Source organism: Desulfoluna sp. HI9BLuna (assembly GCF_056829775.1).
This window is the reverse complement of sequence record NZ_CP186555.1, coordinates 1,666,090-1,691,508: the sequence shown is the minus strand read 5'-3', so window position 1 is coordinate 1,691,508 and position 25,419 is coordinate 1,666,090. Positions and strand designations below refer to the sequence as shown.

23 protein-coding genes, 1 tRNA gene and 1 pseudogene are annotated in these 25,419 nt (G+C 58.9%); 22 read left to right on the top strand and 3 right to left on the bottom strand.

The window, feature by feature from the left end; all coding sequences use genetic code 11:
- Positions 1-230: 230 nt before the first annotated feature.
- On the top strand, positions 231-2,018 hold the full coding sequence (locus ACOYW0_RS06625) for a GspE/PulE family protein (protein ID WP_482417755.1): 1,788 nt from the start codon (positions 231-233) through the stop codon (positions 2,016-2,018).
- A gap of 178 nt (positions 2,019-2,196) precedes the next feature.
- Here ACOYW0_RS06625 and ACOYW0_RS06620 read toward each other — a convergent pair whose 3' ends face one another.
- Positions 2,197-3,288, bottom strand: coding sequence for a LysM peptidoglycan-binding domain-containing protein (locus ACOYW0_RS06620; RefSeq protein ID WP_482417754.1), 1,092 nt, complete (start codon positions 3,286-3,288; stop codon positions 2,197-2,199).
- Between the two features lie 416 nt (positions 3,289-3,704).
- Between ACOYW0_RS06620 and ACOYW0_RS06615 the strand changes: the two genes are divergently transcribed.
- From ACOYW0_RS06615 to ACOYW0_RS06560, 12 genes are all read left to right on the top strand, one after another.
- Positions 3,705-4,256, top strand: coding sequence for an HD domain-containing protein (locus ACOYW0_RS06615; protein WP_482417753.1), 552 nt, complete (start codon positions 3,705-3,707; stop codon positions 4,254-4,256).
- Between the two features lie 244 nt (positions 4,257-4,500).
- The gene (locus tag ACOYW0_RS06610) at positions 4,501-5,844 is read left to right on the top strand and encodes an HD domain-containing phosphohydrolase (protein WP_482417752.1); all 1,344 of its coding nucleotides are present in this window, start codon (positions 4,501-4,503) and stop codon (positions 5,842-5,844) included.
- 11 nt (positions 5,845-5,855) lie between these two features.
- Positions 5,856-6,623 carry a motility protein A gene (locus tag ACOYW0_RS06605; protein ID WP_482417751.1) on the top strand — a complete coding sequence of 256 codons (768 nt, stop codon included), beginning with the start codon at positions 5,856-5,858 and terminating at the stop codon, positions 6,621-6,623.
- Between the two features lie 3 nt (positions 6,624-6,626).
- Complete coding sequence (locus tag ACOYW0_RS06600) at positions 6,627-7,454, top strand: OmpA/MotB family protein (RefSeq protein WP_482417750.1); 828 nt, start codon at positions 6,627-6,629, stop codon at positions 7,452-7,454.
- A gap of 185 nt (positions 7,455-7,639) precedes the next feature.
- Positions 7,640-8,308, top strand: a complete 669-nt coding sequence (locus ACOYW0_RS06595) for a PTS sugar transporter subunit IIA (protein ID WP_482417749.1) — start codon at positions 7,640-7,642, stop codon at positions 8,306-8,308.
- Positions 8,309-8,662: 354 nt separating this feature from the next.
- Positions 8,663-10,321 carry a chloride channel protein gene (locus ACOYW0_RS06590; RefSeq protein ID WP_482418820.1) on the top strand — a complete coding sequence of 553 codons (1,659 nt, stop codon included), beginning with the start codon at positions 8,663-8,665 and terminating at the stop codon, positions 10,319-10,321.
- 18 nt (positions 10,322-10,339) lie between these two features.
- Positions 10,340-11,173, top strand: a complete 834-nt coding sequence (locus tag ACOYW0_RS06585; RefSeq protein WP_482417748.1) for a universal stress protein — start codon at positions 10,340-10,342, stop codon at positions 11,171-11,173.
- 241 nt (positions 11,174-11,414) lie between these two features.
- A tRNA-Ser gene (locus tag ACOYW0_RS06580) sits at positions 11,415-11,504 on the top strand.
- Positions 11,505-11,810: 306 nt separating this feature from the next.
- Entirely contained in the window at positions 11,811-13,793 is a 1,983-nt protein-coding gene (dnaX, locus tag ACOYW0_RS06575) for a DNA polymerase III subunit gamma/tau (RefSeq protein WP_482417747.1), read from the top strand.
- On the top strand, positions 13,777-14,088 hold the full coding sequence (locus ACOYW0_RS06570) for a YbaB/EbfC family nucleoid-associated protein (RefSeq protein WP_180139578.1): 312 nt from the start codon (positions 13,777-13,779) through the stop codon (positions 14,086-14,088). The genes dnaX and ACOYW0_RS06570 overlap by 17 nt, the downstream gene beginning before the upstream one ends.
- A 100-nt stretch (positions 14,089-14,188) precedes the next feature.
- Positions 14,189-14,788 (top strand): recombination mediator RecR, encoded by a 600-nt coding sequence (recR, locus tag ACOYW0_RS06565; RefSeq protein WP_482417746.1) that lies wholly within the window; start codon positions 14,189-14,191, stop codon positions 14,786-14,788.
- Positions 14,778-15,236: a YkgJ family cysteine cluster protein gene (locus ACOYW0_RS06560; protein WP_482417745.1), complete on the top strand. Its 459-nt coding sequence runs from the start codon at positions 14,778-14,780 to the stop codon at positions 15,234-15,236. Before recR ends, ACOYW0_RS06560 begins: the two co-directional genes overlap by 11 nt.
- Here the strand turns inward: ACOYW0_RS06560 and ACOYW0_RS06555 are convergent.
- A complete protein-coding gene (locus ACOYW0_RS06555) occupies positions 15,201-15,443 on the bottom strand; it encodes a hypothetical protein (protein ID WP_482417744.1) in 243 nt (80 codons plus the stop codon). The genes ACOYW0_RS06560 and ACOYW0_RS06555 overlap by 36 nt on opposite strands.
- A gap of 178 nt (positions 15,444-15,621) precedes the next feature.
- Between ACOYW0_RS06555 and murI the strand changes: the two genes are divergently transcribed.
- The 3 genes from murI to ACOYW0_RS06540 all read left to right on the top strand — a co-directional run bounded on the left by murI (position 15,622) and on the right by ACOYW0_RS06540 (position 17,903).
- Positions 15,622-16,410, top strand: coding sequence for a glutamate racemase (gene murI / locus ACOYW0_RS06550; protein WP_180139590.1), 789 nt, complete (start codon positions 15,622-15,624; stop codon positions 16,408-16,410).
- Positions 16,411-16,694: 284 nt separating this feature from the next.
- Positions 16,695-17,624 carry a malate dehydrogenase gene (locus tag ACOYW0_RS06545; RefSeq protein ID WP_482417743.1) on the top strand — a complete coding sequence of 310 codons (930 nt, stop codon included), beginning with the start codon at positions 16,695-16,697 and terminating at the stop codon, positions 17,622-17,624.
- A gap of 93 nt (positions 17,625-17,717) precedes the next feature.
- A complete protein-coding gene (locus ACOYW0_RS06540) occupies positions 17,718-17,903 on the top strand; it encodes a hypothetical protein (protein WP_482417742.1) in 186 nt (61 codons plus the stop codon).
- A 142-nt stretch (positions 17,904-18,045) separates the two neighbouring features.
- On the opposite strand, the gene ACOYW0_RS06535 is transcribed toward ACOYW0_RS06540, so the two are convergent.
- Entirely contained in the window at positions 18,046-19,083 is a 1,038-nt protein-coding gene (locus ACOYW0_RS06535; RefSeq protein ID WP_482417741.1) for a sigma-54 interaction domain-containing protein, read from the bottom strand.
- A 485-nt stretch (positions 19,084-19,568) separates the two neighbouring features.
- On the opposite strand from ACOYW0_RS06535, the pseudogene ACOYW0_RS06530 reads away from it, so the two are divergent.
- The 6 genes and pseudogenes from ACOYW0_RS06530 to ACOYW0_RS06505 all read left to right on the top strand — a co-directional run.
- A pseudogene (locus ACOYW0_RS06530) lies at positions 19,569-19,847 on the top strand (Wzz/FepE/Etk N-terminal domain-containing protein); the annotation flags it as partial.
- Between the two features lie 51 nt (positions 19,848-19,898).
- Positions 19,899-21,107 carry a GNVR domain-containing protein gene (locus ACOYW0_RS06525; protein ID WP_482418819.1) on the top strand — a complete coding sequence of 403 codons (1,209 nt, stop codon included), beginning with the start codon at positions 19,899-19,901 and terminating at the stop codon, positions 21,105-21,107.
- 4 nt (positions 21,108-21,111) lie between these two features.
- Positions 21,112-21,870: a CpsD/CapB family tyrosine-protein kinase gene (locus tag ACOYW0_RS06520; protein ID WP_482417740.1), complete on the top strand. Its 759-nt coding sequence runs from the start codon at positions 21,112-21,114 to the stop codon at positions 21,868-21,870.
- Between the two features lie 170 nt (positions 21,871-22,040).
- On the top strand, positions 22,041-23,426 hold the full coding sequence (locus ACOYW0_RS06515) for a sugar transferase (protein ID WP_482417739.1): 1,386 nt from the start codon (positions 22,041-22,043) through the stop codon (positions 23,424-23,426).
- 114 nt (positions 23,427-23,540) lie between these two features.
- A complete protein-coding gene (locus ACOYW0_RS06510) occupies positions 23,541-24,128 on the top strand; it encodes a polysaccharide biosynthesis/export family protein (RefSeq protein ID WP_180139609.1) in 588 nt (195 codons plus the stop codon).
- Entirely contained in the window at positions 24,125-25,384 is a 1,260-nt protein-coding gene (locus tag ACOYW0_RS06505; protein ID WP_482417738.1) for an outer membrane beta-barrel protein, read from the top strand. Before ACOYW0_RS06510 ends, ACOYW0_RS06505 begins: the two co-directional genes overlap by 4 nt.
- The last annotated feature ends 35 nt before the right edge of the window (positions 25,385-25,419 follow it).

The window sequence follows — 25,419 nt, the reverse complement described above, 5'->3', positions numbered from 1 at the left end:
GGGGTCAGGGCAACCCTATAAGGCAACTGAATGGTTACATGCGTTGGCCCTGCCCCGGACGCTGTGCCTTGTTGTTCTTGGGCCGCCCATGTGGTAAAAACAGAGCAAGATACCGTATCTGTCTCGCCTTTCCGTGCGCATAAAAGAATAGAATAGATGAGATGAATAGACGCACGGTGTGTCCGCCCCTCTTTTTTTTCCTGTCCGATACCGAAGGAGAACCCGCTGCCATGAATGCCATATCTCGAGAAAAATTTTCTCCGAAGTCCGTGTTGACCCATCTTGTCCAGGGGGGCTACCTCTCCCAGGACCAGGCCAGGCATGTGGTCTCCATGCGGGAGAGCGTGGAGAGAAAGCTCTCCCGGAGAAAGGGAGACGTCAAGGCCGGTATCATCGAGGTCTTGCGGCATCTGTCCATGGACCGGGCGGACAGGCCCGGAGAGCCCCTGGACGAGGACGCCATCTACCAGGCCCTTGCCGAGGCTTGGGCCATGGATTACATGAAGATCAACCCCTTGAAGCTCAACATGGAGACGGTGACCAAAACCATCCCCAAGAATTTTGCCATGAAGCATCTGGTGCTGCCCGTGGCCATCAAGGACGGGGAACTCACCGTGGCCATGTCCAATCCCTTTGACACCGAGGTGCTGGATGACCTCAAGCGGGTGAGCCAGATGCGCATCCGCCCGGTGATGGCCTGTCGTTCCGACATCGAGCGTTACATCAACGAGTTTTTCGGGTTCCGTTCTTCCATTGCCGCGGCCAAGTCCCAGTACGCCGGCACCGGCATCGACCTGGGGAACCTCGAGCAGTTCGTCAAGCTGGGCTCTTACGGAGAGCTTCAGTCCTCGGACCATCACATCATCAACGCGGTGAACCACCTGTTCAGCTACGCCTTTGATCAGCGGGCCAGCGATATCCACATTGAGCCCAAGCGGGACGTGACCGTCATCCGCATGCGCATCGACGGGGCGTTGCACTCTGTTTACGAGCTGCCCAAGACCATTCACAGCGCCCTGGTGACGCGCATCAAGGCCATGAGCCGCCTGGACATGGCGGAGAAACGGCGTCCCCAGGACGGCCGTATCAAGACCGACCAGGATGGCACCGAGGTGGAGATCCGTGTCTCCACCGTGCCCGTGGCCTTTGGCGAGAAGGTGGTGATGCGAGTCCTGCACCCGGACATCATGTTCCAGGACCTGGAAAAGCTCGGGTTCACCGGGGAAGACCTGGGGCGGTACGAGGCCCTCGTGAACCGGCCCCACGGTATTGTGCTGGTGTGCGGGCCCACGGGCAGCGGAAAGTCCACCACCCTCTACTCCACCTTAAGGCGAAGGGCGAGCCCGGAGCTTAACATCACCACCGTGGAGGACCCCATTGAGATGGTCCACGAGGAGTTCAACCAGATCGCGGTACAGCCCCAGGTGGGGATCAAGTTCGGGACCATCCTGAGGAATATTTTGCGTCAGGACCCGGACATCATCATGCTCGGGGAGATGAGGGACCTGGAAACCGCGGAAAACGCCGCCCAGGCATCCATGACCGGTCACCTGGTCCTCTCCACCCTGCACACCAACGACGCCCCATCGGCCATCACCCGTCTTCTGGATATCGGCATTCCGTCTTACATCATCCAGGCCACCCTCTCCGGGGTGGTGTCCCAGCGCCTGGTGAGACGGGTCTGTCCCCATTGCGTGGAGACCTACGACATGGACAGCGAAAAATTAAAAGGGCTTGGGCTGGACTCGGGGCGTGAGGGGATGCTCACCCTCTCCCGGGGCACGGGGTGCCTCAAGTGCCGGGGAACGGGGTATCTGGGGCGGCTGGCCATCTTTGAGATCCTTACCTACTCCGATACGATCCGTCGTCTTACCACCCAGGACGCGGATGTGGCTGCCATTCGCAGGCAGGCAACCAAGGAGGGGATGGTGAGCTTAAGGGAGAGCGGGATCCGGCAGCTTCTGGCGGGCAACACCACCTGGGAAGAGCTGCTGCGTGTGACCTGGGAGAGCCACTGATCCCGTGACCGACAAAAAGGCCTCCGGCGGCCCTGCCGGGGGGCAAATGTTTAAAAAAGTTTTAAGCAACTCTTTTCAGGCTCCGCCGAAGGCGAGCTGATTTGTTATGCGTTCTTCTCCATAAAAAAAGGCGCCCTGACCATGGTCGGGGCGCCTTTTCATTTTCGTGCGGGTGGGGTTATTTCAAGAAGGCGAAATGGTCTCCGGGGCTCAATCCCTGGATGGAGTCGGTGACCAGGATGGTGGCGGTCTCCTCCTGGGCGTCCAGGACAATAAATTTGCCGATATTGACGGGAACACGCAGCCCTTTGTCGCTCAGGGCGTCGGTGGGCTTTTTGGTCTCGTAGTAGAACACCGTGTAGACTTGGCCCTTGGCGATGCCGTCGGCGGTGCCCCGGTTGATGAAGCCAACCATGTCCTCGCCAAAGGTGGTTTCTCCCTCTTCGGCGGTGATGATCTCCCCTTCCATGGATTCAAGGCCGTCCAGGATGGGGATCTCGCGGGATCGTTTTTTGTAGGGCATGATTTTATCGTTGAGCTTGATGGACCGGTAGGAGTCGGTGATGCGGCCGATGAAAAAACCACCTCGTTCGCCCGTGATCTCCACCACCCCGCTTAAGTAATGCTGGGTGCCGATCTCCTTGCGGACACGATTGAGCTTTTTCCGGTCCACGTCCAGAAACCGCGCCGTGATCTGCCTCGGAGTGAGGGTGCGGTAGGTGACGTAGCGTGCGCCGATGACCAGAGGCGTTTCCTCGCTGGCCTTGATGTAGATGGTGTCGCCCTCCCCCAGCATCAGCTGGTCGGTGCCCTTGAGCTTAAAGACAGACCCGTGGGGGGTAACAGGCTCCCGTCGCATGAAGCCGACCCGCTCTATTTTTGAGTAGTAATATGTGCGAGGCTCCGTTTTTATTGCGGTTTCTCCGGATTCCACGGCCCCTGCATCCTCAATGGCTGCGTCCATGGCCTCATCGGCGGTGCCCAGTTTGTCCAGGTCGCTGCGATGGACGAGTTTGATTCTCTGGCCGGGGTAGATCAGGTGGGGATTGGACAGCTGGCCGTTTTTGCTCCAGAGGTCGGGCCAGGTGTACGGGTTGTCGCTGAATTTTTGAGAGAGTCCCCAGAGGGTGTCCCCTTTTTTGACCGTGTAGTACACCCCTGTTTCCGAGGAAACCTGCGTGGTGGTGTCGGCCAGGCCCGATACCCCGGAGGAGAGAATGAAAATCAGTGAGAGTAGGGCGGCGTATCGGAGTTTTGCCTTGATATCCATAATCGCTCCGGTATGATGATTGAGGTAAGTTGGTATAGACCGTATCCGGTCTGAAATAAGGCCCCTGCGTCACTCTTTACTGTCCGGTTTTTTCATCCTTGTGTCAACACAAAATAGTGGAAAGTGCTCACGTATTTTTGGCCCTGGCGGAGCCTGAAATATAAGGTGAACCCAAGGGATGGGCGCCATCTGATGCCTCTTTTTTTCATGGGGGGTTGAGATGGCGGAACAACCCCTGTATAGGGTGGCAACGGCTGCCGCCCGGATTGTCTTGTGCGGGGCCGCAGGGGGTACATACTGCTGATATATCCTGTATTATCCTGATTTGTCAATGTATTCAAAAATGGTCCTCCGACGGTGGGAGTAAATGCCGACAGGTTGCCGGGGAACGGGCCGTACAGGGAGAGGATCGTTATATGGAACGGATTGCCGATTTTTTGTTTGAAGCGGGGATGTTGAAGCGGATCCCGCGCTCCGGTTACCACTTTCTCGGGGGGGGCAAGGAGAGCATTGCCGAGCACTCCTTTATGATCACCACCATCGCCTTTGCCCTGTCCCGCATGGATGAGGCTGTGGATGCCGGAAAGCTTCTGGCCATGTGTCTGCTCCATGACCTTCCCGAGGCCCGCACCGGGGACCTGAACTATGTCCAGAAGAAATACTGCTCGGCCGATGAGGCCCGTGCCGTGGCCGATCAGGCCAGAGGCCTTCCCTTTGGCGGTGAGTACGCCGAGCTGGTGGCCGAGTTCAATGCCGCTGAGACCCGTGAGGCCAAACTGGCCAAGGATGCGGATCAGCTTGCCTTTGTCCTGGATCTGCGGCAACTCATGGACACAGGGCATACCGGTGCGGACAAGTGGCTGGCCGTGGTTCTGGAGCGCCTGAAGACGGACGCCGGGCGGAAGCTGGCCGATGCCATCGTGTCCAGGGCCTGGGACGACTGGTGGCTGACGGGTTACACCGAATAAGGCCCGTCCGCGCCTTGTGGCCCCGGTAGGTAGGCATCCCGAAGGAGGGTCGTGGATCGTGCTGTCTCAGCTTTTCCCGGGTGGGACGGGGAGAGAAAAGACGAAAATGGCTTTAACTTCGGGGCCGGTTTGGCCGATCAAGAGGAATGCATTCGGTATCAGAACGGATGGCCACGCGAGGCGTGACGGACAACATGAAGGGGGAGGCGTGCCCGGTACGTGTTCGGGCCAAAGGGCGGAAGGCATGGAAAAAATGGATACGGCGAAAATTTTGTACGTGGATGATGATCAGGACCTGATCCAGATCTACACCCGGTTTCTGGAAGGGGAGAACTACAGCCTCAAGACCGCAGGCGATGCCGAGGAGGGGCTGGAGGTGGCTTTGGACTTCATGCCGGACCTCATCATCAGCGATGTGGCCATGCCAGGCATGGACGGCCTGGAGTTCTGTCGCAGGGTACGGGCATCCGAGACCCTTGGGGACGTGATCTTTATGCTGGTCTCCGGCATTGACGTGGAGCCCAGGGACGTGGTGGCGGGCCTGGGGGCCGGTGCCGACGAGTATCTGGTCAAACCCTTTTCCCGCGATGAACTCGTGGCCCGCATCGGGACCCTCCTGCGGATAAAAGGGCTAAAGGAGAAGGCTGAAAAAGCCGATACTTTTTTCAAAGACGAACTCCGGAACCGAGACACCCTGGAGGCCAGGCTGGCAGAGCTCAAGGAGGAGCTCGCCGGTGAACGGGAGGCCCTGTCCGGGGCCCTTAAGCAGGTGGCTTCACTTGTGGGAGAGCGGCAAAAAGCCGTGGAGCGGGCCGACACCATGGAAGCCAGGGCTGCAAAGACCCTGGAAACCTGTGTGGGGCTGCTGGCATCGGTTTTGGATGCGCGGCCTTCATTCAAAAAGGGGCACGGTGCGGATGTGACCCGCCTGGCACTGGCCATGGCCGACGAGCTCGGACTCGACGGCGACAAACGCCGCGAGCTGGAACGGGCCGCACGGCTCCACGAACTGGGGCTGCTCTTCGTGTCGGAGGAACTTGCCGGAAAGAACCCCCTGGACCACACCGAGTCGGAAGCTGATTTTCTCTCCCGGCACCCCGAGCGTGCCGGCAAGATCCTGGCCGGTGTGGAAGGGCTGGAAGAGACGGCCCGCATTGTCCGCCACCTGTTTGAATATCTTGACGGGAGCGGGACCCCCGGTGGCCTGAGAAAAGAGGCCATTCCTTTTGCATCGCGGATTATTGCTGTTGCAGATGCCTGGGAGACCCTGGCGGCGTGGCCCGAGGGCGGCAGCGAAAGAGATCGTCTGAACAGGCTGGAAGAAGAAGCAGGGACGCGATTCGACCCCAAGGTTGTGCACAGTCTGCGCAAGTGTCTGGGACGAAAGCCTGAAACGGAAATCGGTGGTCGTGTGGAGATGAGTGTGTTTGATGTGAAGCCCGGAATGGTCCTCGCATCCGCCATCTATACAGCCAAGGGAGCCATGCTCCTGCCCGAAGGTACGGTCCTCACGGATGAGTACATCAGGCAGATCGCACGCTACAACCGGATTGAGTCCCTGGAAGAGACTGTATTTATAAAGGGATAGGTTGGGTTGATATGGATCTGGCTTCATTGATAGGTGTGATTTCCGGGGTTGGCTTTACCGCCGCGTGTATTCTTCTTGGCAGCAGCCTGATGCTGTTCTGGAACCTGCCGTCGGTCATGATTGTCGTTGGGGGGACCATTGCCTCCTCTCTCATTGCCTACCCCCTCAAAGAGTTCCTTGGCGTGTTTAAGACCGTGGCCAAGGTGTTCATGTTCAAGATCGAGAAACCCGAAGACCTGGTGAAGAGCCTGGTGGAGATCTCCAACAAGGCCAGGAAGGGCGGCCTTCTCTCCATCGAGGCGGACATCAACAACACCGAAGACCCCTACCTCAAAAGCGCCCTTCAAATGACCGTGGACGGGGTGAAGACTTCGGATATCGCCGCGGTGATGCAAAAAAGGATGGAGCTTACCCACCGGGAGCACAAGGTGGGTTACTCGGTCCTTGCCTCCATGGGAGCCTATGCACCGGCTTTCGGCATGGTGGGCACCCTCATCGGCCTGGTGCAGATGCTGGCCAACCTCGACGACCCCTCATCCATCGGACCCAAAATGGCGGTGGCCATGATCACCACCTTTTACGGCGCCCTGATGGCCAACCTGTTTTTCATTCCCATGTCGGACAAGCTGAAGCTTCGCAGTGAAGAGGAGATCATGAACATGACCCTGCTCTACGAGGGCGTGGTCTCCATCCGCGAAGGAGAACACCCCAGGCTCATGGAAGACAAGCTCAACGTCTACCTGACGGCAGGGGGCGGAAAAGCCGCCAAAGAGGAGTAGACCATGGCTGAAGAAAACAGCACCGGCGCAGGCGAAGAGGAGGCGGCCCCGGCCCTCAACCCTCCGGCCCCCATCGGGGGTGATGACGAAGAGGGGGGCGGCGCCCCTGAATGGATGTGCACCTTCTCCGACCTGGTCACCCTGCTCATGTGTTTTTTTGTGCTGCTGTTTGCCATGAGCACCATCCAGGAGGAGACCTTTAAGGAGCTTGTCCAGTCCCTGAAATCCGCCCTTGGCGTGCAGCAGGTCCCCGAGACCGGCACCCGTGAAGGATTGAGGATGGACCCGGGCACCGACACCACCGATCCCCAGGCCCATGCCGTGGACGAGCTGGGCGGGATGGTCCAGAAGGAGATGGAGGAGATCGTCAGCGATGTGCGAGAGCTGATCATGTTCAACAAGCTCGGCGGCCAGGTTCGGGTGGAGGAGACCGAAGACGGCGCGGTGATCACCATCGCCGACATGGTCATCTTCGGGCCCGGTGAGGCGCGCCTCTCCGAGGACGGGCGCATCGTCATGGAGAAGGTGGCCATGGTGCTGGCCCAGTTCCATTACCCGGTCACTGTGTCGGGGCACACCGATGCCCTGCCCATGGCCAGGCGCAACGACGACTCCAACTGGGAGCTCTCCACCCGCCGCGCCACAAGCGTGGTGCGCTTTCTTATCTCCATGGGTATCGATCCTTCCCAGCTCAAGGCCCAGGGCTTTGCCCACTACCGACCGGTGGCCGACAACCGGACCCCTGAAGGCCGCGCCAAGAACCGCCGGGTGGAAATTACCTACGAGCGTACCTACATCGCCCGCGCCCTGAGCGGAGGCCTTTACAGGTAGCCCCTTTTTGCTGGTTTCTGAATGCGTTCACCCTGTCCCTGTCCATGATTGCGGTTGAACTCTCAATTTCTATCGGATAGAATACGAAGTTTTTAAAATATCGCCGGGACGACGGCGCGTCGGGGAAAACGTGTTCCCGGACCGTCGGTCGGCCCTGTTTTTGACGTTTTTTTGTGGTGACGGATATGAAATTGAGATTGGATGAGCTTGCCGAGGCCATGGACCTGCCGCGGGATACCCTGGAACGCTGGATTCGACAGGGGCGCATCCCTGTAAAGAAAAGCGGGGCAGAGTGCTCTTTCAGCTTTGCGACCCTTAAAAGCTGGGCCGGAAAGCACAACACCTCCTTTGTGCTCAAGGAGCCGTCCTCGCCCGCGGGCGATATCCGTGAGGCGGTGATTCTCTCCCAGGCCATAGAGCGGGGCGGGGTGGTTTTCGATCTTGATGGCGACGACGTTCCTTCGGTTCTCAAGAACATGACCGCCTCGGTGCGGGGTTTCGGTGAGGGGGAGCGGGACGCTCTTTTTCATCTCCTTGACGAGCGGGAACGCCTGGCTTCCACGGGCGTGGGGCGCGGCGTGGCCCTGCCCCACCCGAGAACGCCCATGGACGCCTGCAGGGTTCCGTCCATCACCACCTTTTTTTTGAAGCATCCCGTTGATTTTGATGCCGTGGACGACCTGCCGGTGCGCGTGCTCTTCCTGATCCTGAGTCCCGATGTGGGGACCCACCTGCAGCTGCTGTCCAAAATCTCCTTCTGTGTGCGGGAACCCGCATTTTTGCGATTCCTGGAGAGCGTGCCTTCGGAGGTGGCCCTCCTGGAAAAAGTGGCGGAGTTCGAGGCCAGGCTTTAAGAGGGATTTGGAGGAGCCCGAGGTTCCAGCAAAAAAGGGGGATGGGGTTCCCTTTACAACGGGGGTGGAATCTGTTAGTCCGGCGGTGTCGGTTCGGTACCGACAGTGCTTTAGAATCCAGCCGGGAGAACCCCTGGCCCGGAGACCCTGCGGACGGGTTGGAACCCGATGCCGCAGTGTGTCCGAACCAGGCGTTTTTCAAGGCTTTTTTGCGTCGTGACACCGGGGCGCTTTTCTTGTTTATCGTCGGGAACCCGTTTCCGAACTTTTTTGGGGATCTTTTAAATGCTGAAAAGGCTGTGTAGACTTCCGTCGAAATTGCCGCGTATTCAGTCGGATGATCGGTTGATTTTGATGGTGGCCGGCGTGATGGTGGGGATTGCAAGCGGGCTGGCGGCCCTGGCCCTGAACCGGAGCCTTGAGGCGATGATGGAGTTTGTGCATCACCTGAAGGACTACCCCTGGGCCTTTGTGCTGCCCGGGATCGGTGCGGCTGTCTCTGCCATTTACCTTGATTACGTGATGAAGGAGGGGGCCGGCCACGGTGTGCCGGAGGTGATCTATGCCGTCTCCCGCTACGGTGGGCTCCTGAGGCTTCGCTCCAGTATCTCCCGCCTGATCTCCAGTTGCCTGACCATCGGCAGCGGCGGCTCTGCAGGTCCTGAGGCCCCGGTGGTGATGAGCGGGGCAGCCATCGGCTCCAATATCGCCAAGCTGTTCAATCTGAACGACCGTCAGCGCGTCACCCTGGTGGGGTGTGGGGCGGCCGGTGCCATCTCTTCCATCTTCAACGCCCCCATTGCCGGCCTGGTGTTTGTGCTGGAGGTGGTGCTGGGCGAGTGGTCCACGGTAAACATCGTGCCCATCGCCATTGCCGCGGTGGCAGGCACCGAGGTGAGTCGCTTTTTTAACGGCAACCAGATTGCCTTCAGCCATACTGGTTTTGATATCGGTGTTGCCGATACGGTGGCGGCAGCCGGGCTGGGTCTGGCCACGGCCCTTTTTTCCATCCTTCTCACCCGGGCTCTGCGGTCCATGCACGGGGTTTCTTCCCACGTCAAGCTCCCCAAATGGGGGCGGGCGGCCGTGGGCGGTTGTTTGGTGGGGCTTCTGGGGCTAGTCTTCCCCGATGTGCAGGGGGAAGGGTACCACGCCATCCGTGAGATGATCGTGGGGGCCTACAACGGCGCCTTTCAGCTGGCGGCCATTGCCATTTTTGCCAAGATCCTGGCCACCTCCCTGACCTTGGGGTGGGGGGGCTCCGGCGGGATTTTTGCTCCCTCCCTTGTGGTGGGCAGTTTTACCGGTCTGGCCTTTTACCGGGGCGTGACCCTGCTCTGGCCCTCCATTCCCCTGGTGGGGGAGGGCTGTTTCGCCCTTCTGGGCATGGCCGGGCTCATCAGCGGAATCCTTCAGGCTCCCCTCACCGGCATTTTCCTTATTGTGCAGATCACCGGGGGGTACGAGGTGATTCTGCCCCTCATCGTGGTCTCTGCTGTTTCCACCACCATCACCCACTACTTTGAGCCCGCCTCCTTTTATATGAAGGATCTGGTGGACAGGGGCCAGCTCCTGCGCCCCGGCACCGACGCCCGGGTGCTCAACGACCTTTCCCTGGGCGAACTCATCGAAAAGGATTGCCTGGCCGTGACGCCCCATATGACCTTAAGGGAGTTCGTGGAGGTGGTCAAACGCTCTACCCGCAACCATTTTCCCGTGGAAGACCCGGGCAGCGGTGATTTTCTGGGTATGGTGGATCTCGACAGGGTGCGGCCCTACCTCTTTGACACCATCATGTACGATGCCGTGGTGGTGGAGCAGATCATGGACCGGAAGGTGGCCACCGTGGCCTACGGGGATGAGCTGACAGAGGTCCTGCACACCATGGACACCCAGGGGCTTTTTACCATTCCCCTGGTGGTAAACCGGCGGTTCGTGGGGATGATCTCCAAGGCCACCCTCCTTGACAAATACCGAAAAGAGCTGATGGTGCAAACCACCGACAACGCGTGATACGGGTAGGAGACCGACATGGACACTCAACTTTTTCACATTTTCCGGAACACGCCCACCGGGCGGGAGACCTTTCTTCAGTCACTCTACTTCTGTCGCCTCATGGGGGCGTCGCCTGTGGTGTATGTGCCCAAGCACACCAAGTTTCTGATGTATTTCGAGCGGGACGTGGTCCAGGTGGATCTGGACAGCTCCTACCTCACAGCCCCGGAGACGGCCGAAAAGCATGCCCGGGAGCTGGCCGAGCAGGAGGGGCTTGAGCCCGGGGTGTTCAAGGCCAAGAATTTTACGGCCTCCACCCTGCCGGACATTCCCGTGGATTTTGATTTCATGTGCTGTCCGCGCAGCATCAGCGACCTGACCAGCAAGATCGGGCTGGGGTTCATCGGCTCGCGGGTGAGGCGCATCATCCGGTCGGCTTTTTTCCCTGTGCTCATCACCAGCCCCTCCTTTCGTAAGTGGAACAGCATCACGGTTTTTTTCGGTGGTTCCAAAAACGCGGTCAATGCTCTTCGCTTGGGGGCCCGCATTGCCCGCAAGACCGGTATGAAGCTCAGGCTCTTTACCCAGGTGGAGGGGGGCAAGACCCGGGACGATTACGAGAAAGTGATAGTGGAGAGCGGTCTGGGGGATGATATGTCCGCCTATGTGGATGACTGGCTCCTGTTTTTTGGCGGCAAGTTCGAAGAAAACCTCTTTGAAGTGCCCCATGACAGCCTCCTGGTCCTGGGGGCCTACGGTCACGGACTGATCCGTGATCTGCTCTTTGGAAGCAAGATGGAGACCATTCAGTCGGTGATGCCCAACAACCTGATGGTGGCGGGTCCCAATTACGTGGACAGGGGCGCGTGATTGGATGATGCGTTATCCCGGGGCGTTGTGGGAGAGCCCCGGATGGGGGCCCGGCAGGCTTGGCAAAGCCTTTTTCAGGGACCCCTGAAAAGTGTGAGAAAACCCCTTGACAAAGGGAGGGGGATGACGTAAATCTTCTCTCGCTTTTGGGGCAGTGTTCAACAACACGCTGCTCGATGAGCGCGGCGCTTCCCACCGGCCTGGTCGGTAAGAGTGAGCGCCAGACATAAGGGTAATATGCGGAGAGGTGACCGAGTGGCTGAAGGTGCACGCCTGGAAAGCGTGTGTGCTGTAACAGGTACCGAGAGTTCGAATCTCTCCCTCTCCGCCACTACCCCTTGTGCCTGAATCAAAGGGCCGCCAACAGTGAACAGGTTTTCACCACTTCCTTGACAGCAACGGACGTGGGGCGCCTGTTTTTTTCGTTTTGGCCCTTTGCCTTGCCCGCGGCGGCAACGGGATGCACGGGGCGCTTGCAGTGCCCATCGTTTTATGGTTTCATCCCTGGTAGTGACCCCATGCGTGATGTGGGGCTTTTAAGGCGGCACCAGGCCGCGGCTGATTTGATGACACGCCGGCACCTTGCCCGCGTTCCGGTCCGGAACCGGTCTTCGGCCGGCAGGGAGAACCGGTCACCATGTCCTATCTTGTCCTTGCCCGAAAATACAGACCCCAGCTTTTTGACGATGTGGTGGGGCAGTCCCACGTCACCACCACGCTGACCCATGCCATTTCCGCCGAGCGCGTGGCCCACGCTATTCTCTTTTCCGGCCCCCGGGGCACGGGAAAAACCTCGGTGGCGCGCATCCTGGCCAAGGCCATGAACTGCTCCGGCAGGCGGGAGACCGGTTCTCCTCACCCCTGCAACTCCTGCCGTTCCTGTCGGGAGATCACCCAGGGCAGCTCTGCCGACGTCTTCGAGATCGACGGTGCCTCCAACAACAGCGTGGAGCAGGTGCGGGAGCTGCGCAGCAACGTCAGCTACATGCCCGTCTACAGCCCCTTCAAGATCTACATCATCGACGAAGTGCACATGCTCAGCACGGCGGCCTTTAACGCCCTGCTCAAGACCCTGGAGGAGCCCCCTCCCCATGTCCTGTTCATGTTCGCCACCACCGAGGTGCACAAGATCCCGGTGACCATCCTGTCACGCTGTCAGCGCCACGACATGCGGCGCGTCTCACACCGTGACCTCAAGGCTCACCTTCAAAAGCTCAGCTCCCTGGAGAACGTTTCCGTTCCCGACGAGAGCCTGGATCTTATCACCGTGGAGGCGGGGGGCTCTGTGAGGGACTCCCTCAGCATCCTCGACCAGGTCATTGGCAGCGCCGTGGACGGCGCCGTGACCCATGAGTCGGTGCTGACCACCCTGGGGGCAGTGGAAACCAGCGACGTCATGGCCCTGACCGAGGCCCTGATCCGGCGGGATGGCGGGGCCGTTCTCTCGGCCGTGAACCGGTTTTATATTCAGGGCAACGACCTGCGACGCCTCTTTTCCAGCCTTACCCAGACCTTACGGAACCTGTTGGTGCTTGAGGTGGCCGGGCCTGAGGTGCTGGACCTTCCCGACGGAGAGATGGCTGCCATGGGGGCCATGGCCCAGTCTTCCACCCGTGGGTTTCTCACCAAGGCCCTGGAGGTACTCCTGGCCGAAGAGTCGGCCGTACGCTATGCCGCCGCCCCCAAGATGGCCCTGGAGCTGGCCCTGATCAAAATTCTTCAGGTGCCCGATGCCCTTTCCATCGATGCCCTGATCCGAAAGATCGACACCCTGCAGAAAAACGGCGGCGGTCCCCCTGCGCCTTCGGGTCCTTCCGGACCTTCCGGGGGCGGGGTTTCCGAAACACGTGCGGCTTATGCCCCGGCGCCCCCTGCAGCTCCCTCGGCCAAGTCGGCACCCGTCACCCCCGAACCGGTCGCCCCGGCCCGAAATCAGCCGCCTTTGAGTGGCTCGGCTCCGGCTGTGTCCGAGCAGGCGCCCCGGCAAATACCGCCACAGGCATCGCAGCAACCGCCGCAGCAGGCACCACCGCAGGCGCCGCAGCAAGTATCACCACAGCCCTCGCAGCAAGCGCAGCAGCAGACACCACCGCAGGGGTCGCAGCAGGCGCCACAGCAGGCACCTCAACACGCGCCCCAGCAGCCGCCCTCGCCGGTGCCTGACCGGGGGGCAGCGCCCGCGTCGTCCGGGGCCCCGGGACCCTCGCCGGCCTGGAACCCCTCGGATTCCCCGGAAAAGGCCTGGGGGGCATTTCTTGATGACTTGCGGAAAAATCGGCCTTCGCTGGCCCCGCTCCTGGCCAAAAGCGCCTTGAAAAAAGTGGCGGGAAAGAGTATTGAGATCGAAATCACCGCCAACCGTTTTGCCGTGGGGCGACTCAAAAACGGCAAGAAAAAAGAGTTGGAAGATGAGATCCGGGCCTGGTTCGGCTCGGAGATGGACGTGACTTTACACACCATCATTGCCGGAGAAGAGACCCATTCCGGGGGGCGCCACGGGAACGACCGCATCGTGACCGAGGCAAAGGAACACCCCGTGATTCACGAAGCCATTCGGGTCTTCGGGGGCAAGGTGGATGTCAACATCATTAAGGAGGAAGACCATGAAAGGCATGGGTAACATGATGAAGCAGGCCCAGAAGATGCAGGCCAAGATGATGAAGCTTCAAAACGAGATGGACCAGTTCACCGCAGAAGGCACCGCCGGGGGCGGCGTGGTCAAGGCCGTTGCCAACGGCAAACAGAAAGTGCTCTCTGTCACCATCGACCCGGAAGTGGTGGATCCCGAAGATGTGGAGATCCTCCAGGACATGGTGGCCGCAGCCGTCAACGATGCCCTGACCAAGGTGGGGGCCATCGTCAACGAAAAGATGAGCAAGGTAACCGGCGGGATGAATATCCCCGGCCTGATGTAGTTATTTACCCTGCTTTGTTGTCCCGGGCTGCCGGAGGGATTCCTCCGGCACGCTGATTTCGGGCCGTGCGTTTTGCTTTGCACCCATTTCCAGGTCCAGCATGAATCATTATCCAGCCTCGTTGAAGCAGCTTATCGACAATCTCGCCCGTTTGCCGGGGATCGGCCGTAAAAGTGCCGAACGACTGGCCCTTCATATCCTGAAGGCACCGCATCGCGAAGCAGACCTCCTGGCAGGCAGCATCGCCGAGGTCAAGCGCCGGGTGAGGCTCTGCCGCCGCTGTTTTGCCCTTGCAGAGTCCGATCACTGTCCTGTCTGCGCCAATACGGGTCGGGACCAGTCCCGTATCTGTGTGGTGGAGAAGCCGGCCGACATGGCGGCCATCGAGACCTCCGGCGGGTACGCGGGGACCTATCACATCCTCCAGGGGGCTTTGTCTCCCATGGATGATATCGGTCCGGACGATCTGCGTATCGCAGAGCTCCTCAACCGGGTCAAGGCCGAGGGCACCGTGGAGGTGATCCTGGCCACGGGGACCAATGTGGAAGGGGAAGCCACCGCCGCCTACATTGCGGAGCAGCTGCATCACCTGTCGGTGCGGGTGACGCGCATTGCCTCCGGGGTGCCCATGGGCGGGGATTTGAAATATGTGGATCAGGTGACCCTGAAACGGGCCATGGAGACGCGACATGACACATAGTAGCACCACAAGCGAAGATATTTTCGAGTGCACCCAGTGCGGCGAATGCTGCACAGGCTTCGGGGGCACCTACATGACGGAGGAAGATGTGGAGCGCATCGCCGCCTTCATCGGCGTGTCCCCCGAGGAGTTCGTGGCCACCCGCTGCCAGATCGTGGACGGTATGCCGGTTATCGCCTCAGGCAAAGACGGCAAGTGTGTTTTTTTTAAAGACAACTGCACGATTCATTCAGTCAAGCCCCGCATGTGCAGGGCCTGGCCCTTTATCGACGCCGTGGCCCGGGTTCCCTCCAACTGGGATCTCATGGCCGATGCCTGCCCGGGGATCCGCAAAGGGTTTCCCCACGAGGTGATTCGCCGCATTGTCTGCGGGGAGCAGGAAAAGCTCAACGAGGCCAGGCACGAGGTGGGGTCAATCTCGCCACATCTCAGGGGGCAGAAGGCGTAAAGGGTCTTCGGTCGTTTTGGAAACGGCTATGATGCCGCGGCGTTCAAGCTCTTCAAGGGCCGCATCAAGCCCCGGGCCATCCCCGGCCCAGAGACGCGTCACCTCAGGGCGGGTCAGGGGAAGCTCCTGATCGGCCAGGCCGGTGAGGAGCAGGTAGCACGAGACGGTCTCCGTGGGGAGGCCGAGGGTAAATATTTTCTGGTCCATGTGCATGGGACCTCCTTGTGGAAAAAGATGTGCATGACCGGAAGCGGGGACTCCTTCGGGGGGCCTCACTTCGCTGACACTGCGGAGTATACCAAACGGTGTCCAATTCACAACCTTTGCAGGGCCATGGCCGACACCGGTGGACCCTTCAGCATGACACACAGGCGTTTTAACTATTATGATTGGTATTTTTGACTCGGGCATCGGTGGGCTAACCACCTGTCGTGCCCTGAAAGAACTTCTGCCTGGTCACGAGATGATCTACTTTGGCGATACCGCCCGCACCCCTTACGGCAGCAAGAGCCGGGAGACCGTTGTGCGGTACAGCCTTGAAAACACCCGCTTTCTTATTGAAATGGGTGCGGAGATGATCGTGGTGGGCTGCAACACCGCCTCCAGCGTGGCCCCTGCGGCCATCCGGGAAGCCTATGACGTGCCTGTGTTTGAAGTGGTAACTCCGGCTGTGGAGCAGGCCCTTGCCGCCTCGAAAAAGGGGCAGATCGGGGTCATCGGGACCCGCGGAACCATCACCAGCAAGGTGTATGAGACCCGTATCAAGGAGATGCGGCCCGACGCGTCGGTGCACTCCAATCCCTGTCCCCTGCTTGTTCCTCTCGTGGAGGAAGGGTGGTTCGATCGCCCTGAAACCCGAAGGATCGTCAAGAGCTACATCCACCCCTTGCGGGTCCGTCAGATCGACACCCTGATCCTTGGGTGCACCCACTACCCCATGCTGGAGCCCATTATCAAGCAGAAGGCGGGGAAACGGGTCACCATCATCAACTCCGGCGCGGCTGTGGCACGTCAGGTGAAGGCCTTTGTGGATGCTCACCCGGAGTGGCGGGACAAGGGGGGCAGTCGTCGCGGGTGTGATCGGTTTTATGTCTCGGATTATACCCCCCAGTTCCGCTCCATCGCCGAATCCATCCTCAACCAGAAGGTGGAGCTCCAGCTGGTGCAGCAGTAACCTCCCTTCCCGGTTCCGATTAAAGATTGATCAAAAATCCGATTGATATTATAAATAAATACGGCGTCTTCTTCGGGCGCCGTCTTTGTCCGGGCCGTTGACTTAGGGGGCATGCCCCCTTAAGCCGCCCGGGCCCTTGTCCGGCTGATTTGCCTCTTTTCCCGTACGCTTTTTTCCCCGCCGCGCCTGTCCCCATGCCGGATGTGTTGCCCTTTCTTCTTCCGTGACATCCACGCCAGTGCATCATGCATTTCCCACCCGCAATACCGTGTGAGGAGGACTCCATGACCGTACGCAAGATTTTTATCGCCGGGGCAGGCAATGTCGGCTCCGCCGCCGCAGCTTTTATGGCCACAAAACAACTGGGGAATATCTACCTGTACGATATTTTGGAAGATTTTGCCGTGGGGCAGGCCATGGATATCAACCAGTCCCTTCCCTATTGGAGATCTGACTCCAAGGTGACGGGGTGCCGATCCCTAGGAGAGATGGAAGGGGCGGACGTGGTGGTGATCACCGCCGGTGGCAAGCGGGCCGAAGGCATGACGCGCCTGGACCTTCTCTACCAGAACCTTGATATCATGTACGAGATCGGGGAGGTGGTGATGACTCTGGCACCGGATGCCTTTGTCCACGTCACCAGCAACCCCGTGGATGTGCTGACCTGGGCCCTGAAAGAGCGGTGGCCCAAGATGAAGGTGACGGGCCTCGGGTGTGCCCTGGATGCCATGCGGTTTCGGTTTTTCCTTGCCGAGCACCTCAACGTCTCCCGTGAGGCCGTGAACTGCACGGTTATCGGGACCCATGACGACAACATGATCCCCCTTGTAAACCGGGCCGATGTGGGAGGCACCCCGGTGAGGGAGCATCTCTCCGCCGACGATGAGGCGCGTCTCATCACCCTGGTGAAACATGGGGGCGGGGACATCGTCAAGCGCCTGAAGACCCGCAGCGGGTTTTTTGCCGCAGCCACCAAGGTGACCCAGATCGTGGAGTCCCACCTTCACAACAAGCAGCACATCTTTCCCTTGAGCGTGATTATCGACGGAGAGTACGGCTATTCGGACATGGCCCTCTCCCTTCCTGTCTCCATCGGGGAGCGGGGGGCCCACAAGGTGTTTGAGTTTGACCTGAATGATGAGGAGCGTGCCCAGCTGGATGTCTGCGCCGACTCCATGCGCACGGTGATCGCAGAGATCCGTGCCCGGGCTTAATATGTGGGTGGCGTGCCGTATACAGAAGCAGGACGGAACGCCAGATCCATGGCCCGGATGCCCGACAAACCGATCCCTTTACAGGAGGTGACGGTGGTTGATTCAGGCCCTGAGGTTCCCGTCGAACGACGGATGACAGTGGACAGACGAGTGTATTCCTACGACAGGTACTACCCGGAGCGTCGAAAAGGAGGCGACCGGAGGGCTGAAAGCGAACCCCTGCCCGAAGAGGCGAACTGTTCTTCGGCAGGGGCGGTCCCCCGCCCCTCGATTCCCTGAGCCGAGTCATGCTGCCCGCACGGGTGGCTGGCTTCCTGCCATTTGATGGTGTGTACCGGTTACCCTTTGGTGTCCCGGCAACTACCATTGCGTTTTTTTGTGCACACCCTTTCCCGCCTTTTTGATCCCCCTTTGATTTTTCTTACCCTTGCGCATCCTGCGGCCTGGTGATGTTGAGCTGCCCGATTTTTGTCAGCAGGGTTTTGTAGCTGATTTTAAGGATTTTTGATGCGCGGGTCCTGTTCCAGTTCGTCATGTTTAAAATCTGCGAAATGGCCTCTCTTTCAACGATGTCAACAGCGCTTTGCTTTACTACCTTGAGTGAGAAATCAGCCAAATCATCAGGCGATTTCTCCGTGAGGTCACTGATCTGGCCCAGAAGGTTGCCCACCATGGGGGGCGGCGAGGACCCGTTGATGTGGGGAGACTCCTCGTCCAGAATTTCACGTAAGGTCTCTTCGTCACAACCGATGAGCAGGACCCGCTTCAGGGCGCTCAAGAGCTGCCTGACATTGCCGGGCCAGGAGAACCGGCAGAATCGGTCGAAGATGTCTCTGCTGAGGGGAGGGATGTGCCGATCCGCGTATGCTTCATCGTAGACCCTGGTGTAGTGGCGGATCAGTTCCGGAATATCCTCGGGGCGTTCACGCAAAGGGGGGATGTGGATACGGACCATGTTCAGGCGGTAGTAGAGGTCGTCTCTGAACTCTTTGGTCTTGATTTTCTGTCGAAGGTCATGGTTGGTGGCGGAAATAACCCAGGTATCGGATTTCATGCTGCTTTCCGAGCCAAGGCGGCTATACTCCCCGCTCTGGAGGACATGGAGGAGCTTTGCCTGGAGGTGGAAGGTCATGTCTCCGATCTCGTCCAGGAAGAGGACCCCGTCGTCGGCCAGTTCAAACTTGCCTTTCCGTGTTTTGAGGGCGCCGGTGTAGGCGCCCTGCTCGGTACCGAAGAGTTCGCTTTCAAGGAGTGTGTCCGGAATGGCGGCACAGTTGACCTTGACGAACTCGTTTTTATTTCGCGGAGACGCTTCGTGGAGGCATCGTGCGACGACCTCTTTGCCTACGCCGGTTTCGCCTGTGATCACGACGTTGAGGTCGGCGTTGGACGCGATGCGGTTCAATGTATCACGAATTTTCCTGATGGCGGGGCTAACCCCGACGAGGATGGTGCTCATGGTGTCACCCCGGGAAATGTAAAGGTTCGGCATCACTTCTTGGGATATATCGGATCTGTAGAGTGTAACTGTTTGCTTTTAAAAGGTGGACGCGTTGGAGCCGTGAGGTGATTACCGACATATCTCTTCGTTTATGCAGCCGCCTTGCGACCGCTCCGCACCCGGCTCGAGCCCTGAGACTCAAGGCACCGATGGGGGGGCGATACGAATCGGTGTCTCTGGTCTGTCTAAAGACGTTATTCCCAAGTTTTTGCTGTGTCGTAATAGAACCAGAAATGTAAAATTAAGGAGTTATTAATAGATGAAAAAACACTCTGTGGCAAGAGTAAAAAAGGCTTTTCGTCAAGATCGTGTTGCTGTGATCCTTGACAGGTAATAACATATTGTATTTTTTAAATCTGTTGACGCATGCTGTTCGCATGGGTATATAAGTTAATCTTCATGTACTCGATATTGTCTTCTACTATGACTATGTGTGGGGTTTGATGGGGGAATCGAGTAGTAATATCAATATTGATTTTGAGTTTATCGCAGGAATGGTAGTCAAGTGGTACTGGATCCTGCTGATCCCTCTTACGATGGCCGCCCTGGCGGGGATTTATCTTATTTACAGCTCCCAGAGGTATTATGTGGCCAGTACGGTGATTCTGGTTCAGCCGCAGAGATTACCATCGGATGTCGTGCGAAATATCATTGCTGAAGACATCAATACACGTGTCAGTACACTGTCTCAACGCATTAAAAGCCGAACAAATCTTGAAAAAGTTATCGACGAATTCAATCTGTTTTCCAGTGATGAGTCAAAAGACATGTATATGGAAGACAAGATCGATACCCTTCGTCGTCGCATCTCATTTAAGGTAACCAACGGGCGAAATCGCAATGCGGATTCTTTTGCCGTTACTTACAAGGGCACCGATCCCGTTCGTGTGACCAAGATTACCCAGTCCCTTGCGTCCTACATCATCGATGAGAACCTGAAGCTCAGGGAAACCCAGGTGCTGGGAACCAACTCCTTTCTGGAGGATGAGCTGGAGGCCATGCGCAAGAAGCTTGTCAAGACCGAGACGGAACTCAAGGAGTACCGTGAACGGTACATGGGGGGATTGCCGGAGCAGCTCAACAGCAACCTGCGCATCCTGGCCTCGTTGAGTGAGCGCCTTCCCCATGCACGTGATGAGGTCAGGGCAACGAAACTCCGGCTGGATGCCGTGCGCCAGAAGATCAGCAATGGCCCCGTGCCGGCCGGGGACCCCGGCGCAGGCCCTCCGACCAGTGAGCTGGATCGACTCAAAGAGGAATTGCGTGTGGGGCTGGAACGCTACACGGCGCGGCATCCGGATGTCCGTCGGCTCAAAGCGGCCATTGCCGCCTTGGAGCAGCAGCCCACAGAGCCCGAGGAAGCCCCGGAAGGGGACACCCCACCGGAGGCGGCGGCAAGGCCCCGGGGCCTCTCCATGATTGAGCGCCAGAAGCAGGAGATCCTGGCCGAGCTGGCCGCCGAGGAAAAAGAGGTCAAACAGCTAAAGGCCCAGATCGGGGTGTACAAAAAGAGGGTGGAGGACACCCCTCGACGGGAGCAGGAGCTCCTCTCCCTTCAGCGGGATTACGAGAACATCCGCAGCGCCTACCACTCCCTTCTGGGGCGTCAGCTGGAGGCCCAGATTGCCGTCAACATGGAGAAGAAGCAGAAGGGCGAGCAGTTTCGCATCATCGATCCGGCGCGGGTGCCGCAAAAACCCGTGGAGCCCGACATGAAGAAAATCGTGCTCTTTGTCCTGGCGGCAGGCTTGGGGCTCGGCTGCGGGGTGGTGGGGCTCCTGGAGTTTCTCTTCCAGACCTTTCGAGGGGTCCGTGCCGTGGAGTCTGCGACGTCGGTGCCGGTGATTGCCACCATCCCGGAAGTGGCCGGCCCGGTGCGGGGTCGAACCCTCTTCTGGAAGCGCATCGTTCCCCTGTCCGGAGGTGCCATGGCGGTTTCTCTTCTGGGGGTGTTTCTCTGTCTGGCATACATCAAGGGGTGAGCCCATGGGCATATTTCGGAAAGCAGTTCCCCGCAAGGGGGCGGGGCAGGGCGGCGGCGGGGGGCCCGGAACGCTGGTGGCCCGGTTCGACCCCTGGGGGTTCGGGGCGGAGCAGTTTCGCGCAGTCAAGACCTCCATCATGTTCCCGGCCGACGGCCGCGAGATACGGACGCTCCTTGTGACAAGCGCGGTTCCGGGGGAGGGCAAGACCTTTGTGGCCGCCAACATCGCGGCCTCCATTGCCGGCAGCATGGACAACCATGTGCTCGTGGTGGACAGCGACATGAGGCACCCCTCCATGGCCGCCTATTTTTCCCTGTCCCCCCAGGCTCCGGGGCTGGATTACTACCTGAATCACCGATGCACCCTGGAAGAGGTGATCTATCATACCGACATTGACAAACTGTCCGTCCTTCCGGCGGGGGGAGGTGTGCCCAACCCGTCGGAGCTGATCACCTCCTCCACCATGACGCGCATGATTGGTGAGGTCCGGGGACGTTATGAGGACCGGTACGTGATCATCGATTCTCCGCCCCCTTTGTTTGCGCCGGAAACCATTGCCCTGGCCAAGCATGTGGATGGAATCATCGTGGTGGTGCGAAATGATAAGACGCTCAAAAAGTCCGTGGCGGATTTGCTGGAGCGGTTGGACCGCTCCCGTGTGGTGGGCATTGTCCTGAACAGGCACAAAGCCCCCTTTGGCGTGGGGTACGGTTACAGGACCCATTACCCTTATGGAAAAAGCGGCAGCGGAGAAGGGTAAGCCCTTTGCACCGGAAGTATAAATTCTCTCCTTATGGTTTTGGCCGAGTCGTGTTCCCATGAACTCTCCCGGCAAGGGGCCTGCGGGTTCCCAAGTGACATCGGAAGTCCCCGATACCAACGGGGCTGTCTTACGAATCAACGGATCATAGATGGTGGATGTGGATTGACATGATTGAAGTGTTCAGAAGGTATTATACCATTCGCAACCTGTTTTTGATTGCCCTTGAAAGCGTGCTTCTTTACCTGTGTATCCTGCTGGCCTCGTCCCTGTTTGTGGAGGGGCAGGGGGCAGGGGACCTTTCGGGTCTCTCCCTCAAGGCGGGCCTTGTGGTTTCCACCTGTATTTTTTGTCTTTACTGCAACAATATTTACAGCCTGAAAGACACAAAAGGGTACACGGACCTTGCCTTTAAGCTGTTTCAATCCTTTGGCGCGGCCATGATCCTGCTGGCGCTGTTTTATGCGGCGTTCAGCCAGGCCATCATCGGCACGCGCTTCTTTTTTATCTACATTCCGGTGGTGGTGACCATCCTGTCCATCTGGCGGTTTTTCTATGTTTACCTGCTCAAGTCCGGTGTGCTGAGCCAGAGTATCTACATCATCGGGGACGGCGACCTGGCCATCGATATCTGCCGGGAGACTGAGACCGAGATCGACTGCGGGTATTGTGTGAAGGGAATCATTTCGCCGCGTCCTTTGGATAAGATTTCGTCGGTGAAGGCCCCCCGGATCGACACCTGTCAGGGCCTGGCGGTCCGTGCCAGGGAGAACGGTGTTAAGCGCATCGTGGTGGCCCTGAAAGAGAAGCGGGGGAATTTTCCCATCGACGAGCTCCTGCTGTGCCGGGTCAGCGGCATCGACGTGGTGGAGGGAAACACTTTTTATGAGATGCTCACGGGAAAATTCCTCGTCTCCTCCATCAATCCCACCTGGCTGATTTTTTCCAACGGCTTCAGAAAAAGCAGGGTCCGGAACATGGTCAAGCGCCTGGAAGACCTGGTGGCCTCTGTTGCGCTCCTGCTCTTTTTTTCTCCCCTGATTCTGGTGACTGCCTTTTTTATCAAATGGGATTCCCCGGGCCCGATCTTTTTTTCCCAGGATCGCCTGGGGATTCGGCACAAACCCTACAGGCTCTACAAGTTCAGGTCCATGGTGGAGAACGCCGAGGCCCTGAGCGGACCGGTATGGGCCAGCCGGGAAGACCCCCGGGTGACCCGGGTGGGCAGATTTATCCGAAAATGGCGGATCGATGAGCTTCCCCAACTCTTCAATGTGCTGAAAGGCGACATGAGCCTTGTGGGCCCCCGTCCCGAGAGGGCGCACTTCGTGGAGCAGCTGGAGGCCCAGGTGCCTTATTACGCGGAGCGGTTCATCGTCCGGCCCGGGGTCACCGGGTGGGCCCAGGTGCGCTACGAGTACGGGGATTCCGTGGAAGATGCCATGGAAAAACTCAACTACGATCTCTTTTACATCAAGAACATGAGCATTTTCATGGACGTGGTCATTGTGTTCCGCACCATCCGAACGGTCCTTTTTGGTGTGGGCGCCCGATAGCGGGCAGCCACGGGGCCGTATCGGAAGAGGTGTAGTCAGGCGGTTGGTTTGAAGATGATGGTGACGTGACAAAACGGGGAAAAAAGCGGGGCATGTAACCCGAGGGGCGAAGCTATGTCTTGTGGTCGGCTTGTGGCGGTGATGATGATGGTGCTGATGCTGGCGTCATCGGCCGGAAAAACGGTTTTTGCGGCCCCGAAAGGCAAGGACGAGGAGAAAAACTATACCCTGGGCTATGGGGATGTTATTGATGTCCTGGTCTGGAAGGAACCGGATTTTACGGTGGAAAACATCGTGGTCCGCCTGGACGGGAAGATCACCCTGCCCCTGGTCAACGACATCCGGGCCCAGGGCCAGACCCCTCGCCAGCTCAAGGCCCACCTGGAGATTGTCCTGCGCAAGTACATTGAGTCTCCTGTGGTGACGGTGCTTCTCAAGGAGGCGCGGAGCCGTCGGTTCTATATTCTGGGAGAGATTGCCCAGACCGGGGAATACGCTTTGACCAAGGAACTCACCGTGCTCCAGGCCTTTGCCCTGGCCGGAGGCTTCACCGAGTGGGCCAGGAAAAAAGAGATCTTCGTGCTCAGGCGGGGGGAGGGGAAGGATACGGTGATTCCCGTTAATTACCTCGACATCATCTCGGGAAAAGACCTCAAGGGCAACCTCGTCATCCAGGCGGACGACACCATTGTGGTCCCGTGAGATGGTCGATACTGACGCTTGCTTTCCTGGCTGCCGTGCTCTGGACGGCCGGGGCGTGGCTTGGGCCAGTGGCTTGGGCCGAGATTCAGGTGGGGGTCACCTCCCAGGTGGAGTACAACGACAACCTCTTTCTTGAACCCTCCGGCGGGAGCTCTGATGTGTTGTTCAGGCTGCTGCCCTGGATGGATGTAGCCCATGGCGGACACCGGCACTCCGCCACCCTTTCCTACCGGCCGAGTTATACCTGGTACCGGAAAAACCCGGAACTCGATCAGGCGGGCCATGAAGCGGCCCTGGAGGTGGCTGCGGACCTCTCCAGGCGTGTGGACCTTTTGTTTAACACCCGTCTGGAGCGCAGCGAAGAGGGGACCTCGGACCAGCAGCCCGTGGAGGGGACCTCACGCCTGCCCGTTACAAACCTCTCGTCAAGCCTTACGGTGCACCGGAAAACAGGGCGGGATGAATTTTTTGATGTGACGTGTACCGGCCGCTCCCTGGACTACGACAGCAGGAGCGTTTCCGAGGACAGCCGTGAGGCCGAAGGAGAGGTCGTCCTTCGGACAATGACGGGGGACCATCGGGCAGCCATCCTTGAGGGGCGCTATGCCAAAGGGTGGTACGATACGAGCGCATCGTACAGGCAGGGATGGGCCAGCCTGGAGGTAGAGCAGACGGTGAGCGCCATCAAGCGGCTCTTCGGCAAGGTGGATGTCTCCACGTATACCAGCGACGGGCGAACCGACTACCTGACCGTCAACCCCTATGCCGGGCTGGCCGGGGAGTGGCCCCATGGGCGCTACGACCTGGGCGCAGGGGTCCTGATCCGGGATGAAGAAGGCGGGGATACCACCTGCGAGTTCTCATTGGTGGGCACCGCCGAGATAGAGAAAACCTGGCCGCGGGGGAGCCTGACTGCCTCCCTTGAAACCGGCCACGATGAGGATTATATAGACTTTGATACACCGGGGTTTACCACCTATGCCACCGGCCTTGTCACCGGGAGCTACCTCCCGGCCAGGGGATGGAGCCTGGACGGGCAGTGCGAGGTGCGGGGGGATGATTACCAGGAGAATCGCCCGGCAAAAGAGGACCGACGCGACGTGACCGTCACCCTGGCGGGAGGGATCCAGCGTCAGATCAGGAAGTGGGGCGTGGCCCGGCTTGAGGGCAGCCACCGCGTCAGGCGATCGACCCTGAATGACCAGGAGTACGACGAAAACAGCATTACCCTGACCTTTAATGTCTATACACGCTGAGGGCAAGGCACCTTATTCTTGCCTTTCATAATGCC